The organism is Citrobacter sp. Cf088 (assembly GCF_030334295.1).
Lineage (GTDB): Bacteria > Pseudomonadota > Gammaproteobacteria > Enterobacterales > Enterobacteriaceae > Citrobacter > Citrobacter freundii.
The window spans coordinates 241088-253615 of the sequence record NZ_JAOWEE010000058.1; the positions used below are offsets into that span (position 1 = coordinate 241088).

8 protein-coding genes are annotated in these 12528 nt (G+C 50.8%); 2 read left to right on the forward strand and 6 right to left on the reverse strand.

Annotated features, from left to right (window positions below):
- Positions 1-68: 68 nt before the first annotated feature.
- The 3 genes from mutS to OGV71_RS24480 form a co-directional block, all read right to left on the reverse strand.
- Positions 69-2636 (reverse strand): DNA mismatch repair protein MutS, encoded by a 2568-nt coding sequence (gene mutS, locus OGV71_RS24470; protein ID WP_054528732.1) that lies wholly within the window; start codon positions 2634-2636, stop codon positions 69-71.
- Between the two features lie 206 nt (positions 2637-2842).
- A complete protein-coding gene (locus OGV71_RS24475; RefSeq protein WP_071696828.1) occupies positions 2843-3355 on the reverse strand; it encodes a YqeJ family protein in 513 nt (170 codons plus the stop codon).
- Entirely contained in the window at positions 3355-4149 is a 795-nt protein-coding gene (locus OGV71_RS24480) for a winged helix-turn-helix domain-containing protein (protein ID WP_286534143.1), read from the reverse strand. Before OGV71_RS24480 ends, OGV71_RS24475 begins: the two co-directional genes overlap by 1 nt.
- Before the next feature lie 455 nt (positions 4150-4604).
- Between OGV71_RS24480 and OGV71_RS24485 the strand changes: the two genes are divergently transcribed.
- Positions 4605-5210: a helix-turn-helix domain-containing protein gene (locus OGV71_RS24485; protein ID WP_071687043.1), complete on the forward strand. Its 606-nt coding sequence runs from the start codon at positions 4605-4607 to the stop codon at positions 5208-5210.
- Between the two features lie 42 nt (positions 5211-5252).
- On the opposite strand, the gene OGV71_RS24490 is transcribed toward OGV71_RS24485, so the two are convergent.
- The 3 genes from OGV71_RS24490 to OGV71_RS24500 form a co-directional block, all read right to left on the reverse strand.
- Positions 5253-6626, reverse strand: coding sequence for an HlyD family type I secretion periplasmic adaptor subunit (locus tag OGV71_RS24490; RefSeq protein WP_081366203.1), 1374 nt, complete (start codon positions 6624-6626; stop codon positions 5253-5255).
- Complete coding sequence (locus OGV71_RS24495) at positions 6613-8805, reverse strand: type I secretion system permease/ATPase (RefSeq protein WP_286534146.1); 2193 nt, start codon at positions 8803-8805, stop codon at positions 6613-6615. Before OGV71_RS24495 ends, OGV71_RS24490 begins: the two co-directional genes overlap by 14 nt.
- Positions 8806-8894: 89 nt before the next feature.
- Positions 8895-10238 (reverse strand): TolC family outer membrane protein, encoded by a 1344-nt coding sequence (locus OGV71_RS24500; protein ID WP_071696831.1) that lies wholly within the window; start codon positions 10236-10238, stop codon positions 8895-8897.
- A 332-nt stretch (positions 10239-10570) separates the two neighbouring features.
- Between OGV71_RS24500 and OGV71_RS24505 the strand changes: the two genes are divergently transcribed.
- The coding region (locus tag OGV71_RS24505; RefSeq protein ID WP_286534194.1) for a retention module-containing protein at positions 10571-12528 on the forward strand (1958 nt) is incomplete at its 3' end.

A 12528-nucleotide genomic window follows, 5' to 3' on the forward strand; every position in this document is an offset into this window, starting at 1 on the left:
CGTCCTCTTGCACCCATTCTCGCGTTGCCGTAGGCCCGATAAGCAAAGCGCCATCGGGCACTTTCATACTACACCAGACTCTTCAACCGGTAGATCCATTCCAGCGCCTGGCGAGGCGTTAGTGAATCCGGGTCGAGGTTTTCCAGCGCTTCAACGGCGGGCGAGGTTTCTTCAGGCACTGAAAGCAGCGACATCTGTGTACCATCGACCTGGGTCGCGGCAACGTTTGGCGCAATGCTTTCCAGTTCGCGCAGTTTTTGCCGCGCGCGTTTAATAACCTCTTTCGGCACGCCTGCCAGGGCAGCTACTGCCAGACCATAGCTCTTGCTCGCCGCACCATCCTGTACGCTGTGCATGAAGGCGATGGTATCGCCGTGCTCTAACGCATCCAGATGCACATTCGCGACGCCCTCCATTTTTTCCGGTAACTGAGTCAGTTCGAAGTAGTGGGTGGCAAACAACGTTAATGCTTTGATTTTATTGGCCAGGTTTTCCGCGCACGCCCATGCCAGCGACAGGCCGTCGTAGGTGGAGGTGCCGCGTCCAATCTCATCCATCAGCACCAGGCTGTTCTCGGTGGCATTATGCAGAATGTTGGCGGTTTCGGTCATTTCTACCATGAAGGTAGAACGACCGGATGCCAAATCATCCGCCGCGCCCACGCGGGTAAAGATCCGATCGATCGGGCCTATTTCCACTTTCTGCGCCGGAACGTAGCTGCCGATGTAGGCCAACAGCGCAATCAACGCGGTCTGGCGCATATAGGTACTTTTACCCCCCATATTCGGACCGGTGATGATCAGCATCCGTCGCTGAGGCGAGAGGTTAAGCGGGTTGGCGATAAACGGCTCGGTTAGCACCTGTTCAACCACCGGATGACGTCCCTCAGTAATACGAATGCCGGGTTTATCGGTGAAGGTCGGGCAGGTGTAATTCAGGGTATAAGCGCGTTCTGCAAGGTTGACCAGTACGTCCAGCTCCGCCAGCGCGCTGGCGCTCTGTTGCAAATCAGCCAGATGCGGCAACAGCATGTCGAACAGCTCATCGTACAGCTGTTTTTCCAGCGCCAGTGCTTTACCTTTTGACGTCAGAACTTTGTCTTCGTACTCTTTCAGTTCCGGAATAATGTAGCGTTCGGCGTTTTTCAGCGTCTGACGACGCACATAGTTAATCGGCGCCAGATGGCTCTGCCCACGGCTGATCTGAATGTAGTAGCCATGAACGGCGTTAAACCCAACCTTCAGCGTATCCAGACCGGTGCGCTCGCGCTCACGGATTTCCAGTCTGTCCAGATAGTCAGTTGCGCCATCAGCCAGCGCTCGCCATTCGTCCAATTCTTCGTTATAGCCCGGGGCGATGACGCCACCGTCGCGAACCAGCACTGGCGGAGCTTCCACAACAGCGCGTTCCAGCAGTTCACGCAGCTCAGCAAACTCACCCATTTTCTCGCGCAGCATCTGCACGGGGGCACTGTCTACACTTTCCAGTTGCGCGCGCAGTTCCGGTAATTGCTGGAAGGCATGACGCATACGGGCCAGATCGCGCGGACGCGCAGTACGCAGGGCCAAACGCGCCAGGATACGTTCCAGATCGCCGACCTGACGCAGCACGGGTTGCAATTCACTGGTGGAATCCTGTAGCGCGCCAATAGTCTGTTGACGCTCGGTAAGGACTTTGGTGTCACGGACCGGCATATGCAGCCAGCGCTTGAGCATACGGCTGCCCATCGGCGTCACGGTGCAGTCGAGTACTGAAGCCAGTGTGTTTTCAACGCCGCCCGCCAGGTTCTGGGTAATTTCCAGATTGCGGCGCGTGGCGGCATCCATAATGATGCTGTCCTGTTGACGTTCCATGGTGATAGAACGAATATGCGGCAGCGAGGTGCGCTGGGTATCTTTTACGTATTGCAGCAGACAGCCAGCAGCACATAATCCGCGCGGGGCGTTTTCCACGCCAAAACCAATCAGATCCCGCGTGCCAAACTGCAAGTTTAGTTGCTGGCGAGCAGTATCGATTTCAAATTCCCATAGTGGACGACGACGCAATCCGCGACGCCCCTCAATCAGTGATGTTTCAGCGAAATCTTCGGCATACAGCAGTTCAGCGGGATTGGTGCGCTGCAATTCTGCGGCCATGGTCTCGCGGTCGGCCGGTTCGCTGACGCGAAAACGCCCGGAGCTGATATCCAGCGTGGCGTAGCCGTAACCTTTACTGTCTTGCCAGATAGCGGCCAGCAGGTTGTCCTGGCGTTCTTGCAACAGCGCTTCATCACTGATGGTGCCAGGCGTGACGATACGCACCACTTTGCGCTCAACCGGGCCTTTGCTGGTTGCCGGATCGCCGATTTGCTCACAAATAGCGACAGATTCCCCCTGATTGACCAGCTTGGCGAGGTAGTTTTCTACCGCATGGTGAGGAATACCCGCCATCGGGATAGGCTCGCCTGCTGATGCGCCGCGTTTGGTCAGGGAGATATCAAGCAGCTGAGACGCGCGTTTCGCATCGTCATAAAACAGTTCGTAAAAGTCGCCCATGCGGTAAAACAACAGTATCTCCGGATGCTGGGCTTTTAGCTTGAGATACTGCTGCATCATTGGGGTGTGGTTCGTGAAGTCCGTATCAAGTGACTCTTTCATATCGCTTTTGCTCTTTTTTTAATCTTTTTGGGTGCCTGGGCAGTCTCACGTGAGCCCCTGGAAACTCACATAAACCCACAAATTTGTCATTCGAAAGCCGCCTGAAGGGCAGTAACGACGAGCGTTGGCTCGGCCTGAATGGTCTATCTTATCACCGACAACGGCTGAGATTCATCCGTAGGTTTTGCCGCCAGAACGCTTATTGATTATTCATTTTCCGGCAAAGCATAATTCTGGCAATACAGATAGGGGATCCCCTCTTTGGTAATCAGGTATGTCTCGCTATTCAGCGCAAAAAAATCGACGTTGGATACGCTGGTGTTGGTCAGGAAAAAGTCGGGGAGGAGTTCCTGTATAAGGCTGGCGGGAGCCGTTTCGCGATTGGAAATTTGGATTTTCTGTGAAATCCAAACCGGGCTTGAGCCGTAGCTGGATTGTGTAAAAAGTACCATGCGTTGCACGGTCTGCTCATTATTTTCGGCATCTTTGATAATACCATCAATATTAACAATACCTTTACTGCCCCCGGTTTTGATATCAATAATCCCTCGGAACGAGCTTGTATTGCGTACAATTTCGATGGCAGAGCGGCAGGTAAGATCTTGTAACTCACCATTGTTCTTACTGTACCGATAGACGACAGTAAGAATTAGCGTAGCAAAACAAAGTAGCAGGATAATACCTGTCTGGATGCGGGAGGTTCGGGGATATAAATTCATTAGCTATCATACCGCGGGTAATATACCGGCTGACAGGCGTTTTCCTGCCTGGCTTTTATCGGCGAGCGACACACCAGCGCGGACAGTTTCTTAGACTCAGGATAGGTTGTGATATAAATAAATTTATGGATCTGACACAATCCTGGGTTTTTGTCGATAAACGCGGTATGCCGGGAAAAGTTACTGGCATCGCTATTGAAATAATACTGACAGTCTGTTGGTGTTTTGCTCGCGGCGATATAGCCGGAGAAATAATCATCACTGGCTTGCCACGGATATAATATAAGCACACAAATTATCAGGGTAAGTGCCAACATAATCGTTTCTGCTGTCGTTATCAAAGGTTGACGCGGCGTGTCAGACAAAAGTTCCTCAATGGTGGCATCTGGCGCTAATGGCGCTAAGGATTCTTCAACAGAAGCAGAGTTATTCTTCGGTGTATCAATGACCTGAATATCAAACTCTTCCTGAATGATCAGCCCTTTGCGGGGAATCGTTGTGATCAGCGGTTGTTCAAGCTCCAGCTGCAGCAAGCTTTTACGCAACGAGAGAATACTTTGATAAAAGGCGTTGAAACTTACCTGGCGGTGATTTTTACCCCAACCGAATTCTAGCAATTCGTTTTGAGAAACCACTTGCCCGCGATGTTGAATAAGTAATAAAAGACATAACGACGCTGAGTGTTTGAGTTTTATCCGCTGATTGGGGTGATCTACCCGCGCCAGACATTGTGCGGCTGGCGTAAATATTATTCTATTTTCAATCAGATAACTGACATTGCCAGTCTCAGACATATTGTCTCTACTCTTGATGATGCGTCAGATGGTTGATTAGTCATGATACCACTGAGCCTATAAAGACCACCAGCATGGACCTAATCCCACAGCGAGAACCGAGAAGTGTTGCAATTTAGTATCATGATATAACAAGAATGATAATTTTTTAATGAAAATAAAATCCATTGAAATCAATTAATTGTATCTTTTTTGCTACTATGCCAAGAACAGAAAGATGAAAAAATGTCGACAAAGATGATTGCCATTAATTCTTTATGGACAGCGCCATATACTGCCTGACACCACCACGCGAAAACAACATGAACCTTAACGCGTCAACGGCACCAGGGAATGCCGGTGGTAGATGTAGATAGGGATAAATGTCAGCTTGTTTGCGGGCTGACATTTATTTTTAGTGCTGAGTAAATTTAACCATCTTTTTGACAAAGCCATAATTTGCGGTAGAGAGTCCCATGTTCCAGAAAGAAATTGAAAATGCTGTAGTGCTCGTTGGCGATGAAATGAAGAAGTCGGATAATGCCTGGCTGTCGTTACGTAAAAAACGTCAGCGTATTGATTTGAAGACCGATGGACATATCTTGTTTCTGGAGAAAGGGACTGTCTCTGTTTATCGTGTGGAAAACGATTTAGTCACGGTGAGTATTTCTGCACCTGCCATTCTCGGCCTGCCACAAATGCGTACGGAAGTGGCCGGTCACTATTTACGTTGTGATACCGATTGCGAAATGTGGGCGATGAGCGTACAAAATGCCGATCTCCTGTTTACAGCTAAAAACTTATGGAAGCAGGCGTTTGATATCTTAACGCATCATCTTCAACGTTATTTCCAGCGTGAGGCGTTGCAGTCGCACCGCACTATACGTGAGCAGATTATTGAACACGTAAAATATATCTGGGCGATGGAGCCTGGGGTGCGTGAGAAAACGTCCGTGTATACTTTTATTTTGACCCGTAACCATATCTCTCGTAGCGCCATCCATAAGGTGTTACAGGAACTGGTTAATGACGGGAAAATCATCCTGAATCGTGGAAAGCTCTCTTTTTGCACGCCGTTATAAACCCATGCGCTCCCCGGCAATAATGAAAGGGAGCGCAATCGCTCAACGTTCTCTGAGTGCTTCCGCGCGTGCGCGAATAATCGGTTTTAACAGGTAGCTCAGAATCGTTTTCTTACCAGTGAGAATATCGACGCTCGCCACCATCCCGGGAATGATCAACATCGGATGCTCTTTTGTACCCAGGTAATTTTTATCCGTCTGCAAACGCACAATATAAAAGCTTCGCCCCTGTTTATCGGTAACGGTGTCCGGGCTTATTTGCACCACTTCGCCTTGCAGACCGCCATAGATGGTGTAATCGTAAGCGGTAAATTTCACCATCGCATGCTGACCCGGGTGGAGGAAGGCGATATCGCGCGGCTGTATTTTTGCCTCGATTAACAGCTTGTCATCCAGCGGAACGATTTCCACCAGGTCGCTGCCCGGCTGAATGACGCCGCCGATAGTATTCACCATCACCTGCTGAACGATACCCCGCACTGGTGAGGTGACCATGGTACGGTTCACCCGATCCTCCAGTGCTTTAACGCTGGCCTGCGTTTTGCTCAGATTCGTACGCGCCTCATTGAGTTGGGCCAGTGCATCACTCTGGAAACGGCCACGGCTTTCACCGATTTTATTCTCAATCTCTTTAATTTCTGACGTGGCCTTGGGTAGCGACAGGCTAATAGAATTGAGCTGCCCGGCGGTTTCCACTTCGGTACGACGCAGGCGCAGCAGCTCGACTTTTGAAATGGCGCCCGAGGCGAGCAGCGGCTCGGACATTTTGATTTCCTGACGCAGTAACCCGAGACTGTGCTTAAACTGTTCCTCCTTCGATTCAAAATCGCGCAGTTCCTGTTTTTTCTGCACCAGTTGTTCTTCAAGCCCGGAAATTTCGTTGTGAAATTGCTTCCGGCGGCTGTTGTACAGTTCGGTTTCTCCTCTGGCGACATCCGGCGCCTGGCTGGCAATCTCTGGTGAAATAACAAAGTCCCGGTTTTCGACTTCAGCCGTCAGACGTTCTACCTTGGCGCGCAGACCGAGTTTGTCGGCTTCCGTTTCGCCGACGTTGGAGGCGAAACGCGTGTCGTCGAGGTGCAGTAACGGCGTTCCGGCGTTAACAATTTGCCCCTCGTGCACATACAGCTCGGTGACAATTCCCCCTTCCAGGTTCTGGATTTTTTGCAGTTTGGATGAAGGGATTGCTTTGCCTTCGCCGCGGGTGACTTCATCAATTTTCGCAAAGCCGGCCCACACGAAAGACAGTACGACCAGGGCGAGGATCGTCCACAGCGTCAGTCGAATCACTCTTGGGGAGTCATCAATAATGGCCTGGCTGACCTCATTAATACTGTCGGTTTGATTTTCGTCACGACCACGAAAATAGTGCTGCATATAGCGGCGAGCGTGAGCCAGGAAATCAGCGAGATGCATTAATCTGCCCCTTTTTCAACGCATCCATCACCACAGCTTTCGGGCCATCCGCGATGATGCGTCCTTTATCAACAATAATCAGGCGGTCAACCAGCGACAGCATCGACGCGCGGTGGGTGACCAGCAATAACGTTTTTCCCGCGATGAAGGGAGCCAGCGCGTGTTTGATCTTCTCTTCGCTGGTGTTGTCCATCGAACTGGTGGGTTCATCCAGTAGCAGGAGAGGGGGATCTAGCAACAGCGCACGCGCGAGTGCCACAGCCTGCCGTTGCCCGCCGGAAAGCTGAGATCCGCGTTCGCCGACCTGCAGGTTATAGCCGTCGGGATGCAGGCGTGCGAAATCGTTGACGCCCGCCAGCTCCGCTGCCCGCAGCATGGTTTCGTCATCGATATAACGCGCCCCGCACAGCAGGTTATCGCGCAGTGTGCCATTGAATAGCTGGATATCCTGCGGCACGTAACCGATGCTGTGGCGCAGATCGTTCACATCCAGCTGACGAGAGTCGATACCATCGATCAGCAGGTTCCCGGCGCTCGGCTGGTATAAATTGACGATAAGTTTACTCAGTGAACTTTTACCGGAACCGCTGCGCCCGATAATGCCGATGCGCTCGCCAGGCTGAATGGTCAGGTTAATTTTGTGCAGAGACAGGTTTTGTTGCTCCGGATAGCTGAAATCCACATCGCGAAATTCAATGCTGCCCTGTAACTGTTCACGCTTGAGTGGGTTTTCATCCGCACGGCGCTCCTGCGCCAGCGACATCATTTTCTCAGTATTTTTGATGGTCAGCTTCGCCTGCTGATAGCGGGCGATAAGGCCGGTAAGCTGGCCCAGTGGCATGAGTGCCCGACCGTTGAGCATGTAACAGGCGATCAAGCCACCCATACTCAGTTTGCCGTCGATAATCATGTACACCCCGACGATGATCATCACCACGCCTGAAATTTGCTGGAACCAGCCGGTGAGGTTGCTGGCCAGGCTGGATAAGGTTTTCACCCGTAGTTCGAGGCGGCTCAGACTACCCAGCGTTTGTTCCCACTGGAACTGGCGTTCGCTCTGGGCATTATTTACTTTGATGGCATCCAGACTGCTCAGGGTTTCAATCAGTAGCGCCTGGCGTTCGCTGGCGAGGCTCATGGTTTTTGCTACCGCGGCGTTGACCGGCTTTTGTAGTGCCCAACTGCACAGCAGGGCAATCGGTAGCGTCAGCACGGGGATCCAGGCCAGCGATCCGCCGATAATGCCGATGACGATCAACAGCAGCAGGGTGAAGGGCAGATCGATAATTGTCGTCAGAGTGAGTGATGAGAGGAAATCACGCAGTGACTGAAACTCGTGAATGTTTTGTGCAAAGCTGCCCACGCGTGCCGGGCTCTCTTTCATCTCCATACCGATAATGCGCTCAAACAGGGTCGAGGAGATGATGAGATCGCTTTTCTTACCTGCAATATCAAGGCAGATACCGCGCAGCATTTTTAAAATCAGATCAAAGATAAAGGCCAGGCAGATGCCGATCGCTAACACCCACAGTGTGGCCGTTGCCTGGTTCGGCACAACGCGATCATAGACATTCATGGTAAAGAGCGGTGTGCCGAGCGCAATCAGGTTGATCAGCAGGCTGGCCAACACCGCATCCATATACAGAAAACGCGACAGTTTCAGCGTGTCTTTAAACCAGGATTTGGTACGCGGCAGAAAGGCCTCTGCCTGCAAATCGAATTCGTGGCGCGGATGCGCAAAAATGACTTTGCCCGCATAGTTCTGCCTGAGCGTGGGTAAATCAACGCAGATTTCCCCGCCTTCGCTTTCGCTGGGCATAAAGCGGGCGCTGCCGTCATCGTTCCAGGCCAACAACACCCCGGTTCCCCCAGAGTTCAATAACAAGACCGCTGGCAGCGACATCGCTGGAATTTTATCGAGCGTGCGCGTGACGACTCGCGCCTTTAAACCGGCCCTTGCCGCAGCGCGTGGAAATATATTCAGCGTGAGCCGATCGTTTTCTAATGGCAGGCCACTGCTTAATGTTGAACGACTCGCCGGTTTGCCGTGCAGAGAACACAGAATCAGTAAGCTATCTAATAACGGGTCGTCATTATGGCTACGTGGGTCGTGATGTTGAGAATTAGGGCTAGCGTAATTCTCAGGGACGTCATTTAATAATTCGGCTTGTGCACTCATTTTCGCAACCATTCTGACCGTGCACGGTTAAATAATAGCAAGCTAATTATAAGCGTGCAGGTCAGAGATTTATTGGGGATTAATAATTATTAATGAAGTTCCGGTAAGTTATTTTCTTCTGCTGAATCTACCGGTTGCCCCGAAGGCGGAGGTGTGATTTTTAGAATATTCATTAATTCACCGGTGCGTTCGCTAATACGATAGCCACTGGTCATAGCCAGATAACGTAATTCAACAAGACGGCGTTTAGAGGAAAACACTTCATTTTCACTATCGAGTAAATCCAGCAGCGTACGCTCGCCAAGACTAAATTGATCCTGATAAGCCGTGCGCACTTTGACGCTGCGGTCGGCGTATTCTTCTGCCGAAGGAAGCTGAGCGCGTGCGTTTTGCAGTGCGGTCCAGGCCAGGCGCAGCTCCTGATTCAGCTGGCGCAGCGTGTTATTACGTACATCCTGAGCCTGCTTGTGCAGATAAGCACGGGAGTTCATGTTGGCTTTGTCGCTGCCGCCCTGGTACAGGTTGTAATGCAGTTTTACCATCGCTTCCCACTCTTCGGTGTGGGCTTGGGTGGTATCGGTGTTATTGCTGATTCCGCGGGAAAGTTCAACGTCCACTCGCGGATAGAAGGTCGATTTCGAGGCTTCATACTGCTGGTGCGCAGCTTCTATATCCGCATTGGCGGACTTCAGTAATGGACTGTTTTTTTCCATCCGGCTTTTGGCATCTTCCAGCGAGGTTGGCAACTGAGAGTCAATACTCTCCGGCTGGCTTAAGTCCTGCGGATCCATGCCGGTCACGCTGACAAAGGTGGTTTTCGCATCTTCAAGGTTAGTCTGCTCGGTTAGCAGGTTGTTACGCGCCTGTGCCAGACGTGCTTCGGCCTGCATAAAGTCCCCGGAGCGCCCAACTCCCTGATCGGTACGCAGTTTTATCTGGTCGTAAATGCGTTCGTGGTTAGCCAGATCGTCTTCAGCAAGACGCACAAACTCTTCGCGTTGCAGCACATCAAAATAGGCCTGGATCACCGCATAAGCAGTGCTTTCGCTGGTGTTCATCACACCGTAGGCGCGTGAGTCAACGGTCGCTTTTTGCCGCGCCACTTCGCTGTTGGTCGCAAAGCCGTTAAACACATTTTGCTCGAGGCTGATAGTCGCCTCGTTAGGTGACTGAGTCAGACCGTTATTGCGGCCTGTCGCACGGGTAGTTGCATCATCAACATTTTTGCGCCCGGCCTCTGCATTTAAATTCAGTGATGGTAAATAGCCACCTTGTGCCGCTCGCAGTTCTTGCTCTGAGGAATAACGGCTATTTATTGCAGCATTAACTTCAGGATGATTCGCTAATGCATCTTTAACGGTATTTTGTAAGTCTTCTGCGTTAACTGCATTTATTGAAAAACATGAAAGCAGAAAAACTAAAAACTTCTTCATGACATGAATGCCTTATATCTCACGGTTATGACATCCAGTTGTCGTCGCTATCATCCATTTTTACAAACACGTTATATTAATTAACAAATGCGAATTATCTTGATTGATGGCTGTAATCAGCTATTCAGCGACATGTTTTGTCACATCGTGTTTTATTTTTGGTTATTTTTTATTATATTCATTTGCCAGTCAAGTCTCATGTAATTGCATTCTATAAAATGTGTTTTTTTCTACATTGAGATATTAATGTTTACATTAATTGAATGTGATATTTGTTCGTTAATATATTAACGAGTTTATAAAAATAATGATGGTAATTAAGTGAGGTTACGGTGAGCAAATTACTCGGTGTGATCAAAGCAATCATTGGACAGGTTTACGTTGTTGATGCCAATGGCGCACAACGACAGGTTCATGAAGGCGACAGGGTATATAGCGGTGAGGAAATTGTAACCGGAGTCAGCGGCGCGGTAAGTATCTCTTTACCAGACGGAAAAACGCTTGATATAGGCCGCAATAGCCATTGGGGTGAGCACGGTCTACGGGCCAGTCATAATCCGGAAAGTAGCGCTCAGGATATTGCTGCTGCACAAAAGGCCATTGCCGATGGTGCTGACCCGACGCAGGTGCTGGAAGCCACCGCGGCGGGTAATGAAGCACCGGTAACATTAGAAGGTGGCGGCGGTGGTCATACTCTGGTTCAGCTTGAATTAACCGGACAGGTGGTTGATCCGACTGCAGGTTTTAACACCAAAGGTCTGGGAAGCCCGAACTGGGATATCAACTTGCCAATTGGGGGGATTGATGCCGGTTCCGCGAGTGTTTTCCCGCCTGAGGTGCAAATTACCGAGTTTGCCGGCAACGACGGTTTCATTAACAAAAATGAATTCCACCAGACCCATTTAAGCGGCACCAGTAATCAAAATCACATCACACTCACCTTCACCGATAGCCAAAAAAACACATTTACCGTTACTGTTCCGGTGAGCAACGGGCACTGGAATATTGAGACTGATCTGGGGGGACTGGTTCCGGGAAATGTAACAGTGGTGGCAATCGCGACCGATGTGACGGGACGAACGGCTGAAAGTGTTGACCATGCGCTGATTGATATTACCGGGCCAAATATCAGTATTAGCGTTGAAAACGTCACGCCGGATAACCTCATTAACTACGAAGAGTCACGTCAGCCGCAAACCCTGATCCACGGGGTGGTCGGCGGCGATGCTAAACCAGGCGATATCGTCACTTTATTGGTTGATGGTAACGAATATACCGGCGTTGTTACCGACCCAGGTAATGGGGCTCTGACTTATACCATTCCGGTACTGACCAAGGGGTTACTGAATAACCAGAACATTCACGCCACATTAACCTCTACTGACGACGCAGGAAACACCACCATTGTTTCCACGGATCATCATGTCGATAACGATCTGTATGCGCAAAATGCCGTGACCATTGAAACGGTGGCGAATGATGATGTCGTAAACGCTAATGAGTTTCGTATGCCGACCATTATTTCTGGCGTTGCCAGCGGTGATGCCAAAGCGGGCGATCCGGTGACGCTGACTATTCAGGGCAACGTGTTTCACGGCACGGTTTTCGATGATCATGGTCAGTTACACTATGAAATCGCCGTGCCTTCTGCAACCCTGAAAGAGGGCGCAAATGCGGTGGTGGTGACGCTGGTCAGCCACGACGCGGCGGGCAATGAAGTAACCGCGCTTGAGCACCGGACCGTCACGCTGGACACCCAGGCGCACAACTCTCTGACAATTAATGATGTAGACGGCGATAACACCCTGAATCGTAGTGAGCTGTACACACGTAATCAGGTGATTTCCGGCACGGTAAGCGGGGAAGACGCCAAAGCGGGCGACCCGGTGCTGGTGGAGATTAACGGTCACCAGTATCGCGGAGAGGTTATCGATTTAGGCAACAACGCGCTGGGCTACCGTATTGCGGTGAACACTTCTGACTTCGCCGGTAACAGCCTTAATGTCGACGCCAGCGTGGACGTGAAGGTCACGGTCACCTCGTACGATGCGGCGGGCAACCTGGCGATTGCCACCGATACCCACAGCGTACACCTTGATAATCTCGCGACTAATCAGGTCAACATTGGCGCGGTAGCGACGGATGATGTGGTCAACGCCATTGAAAACAGTATGCCCACGCTGATTAGCGGCGTGGCGGGCGGTGATGCGAAAGCGGGCGATGCCGTTGTCATTAGCGTGCAGGGGCTTAAATTTGCCGGAACGGTGGTCGATGATAACGGCCAGATGCG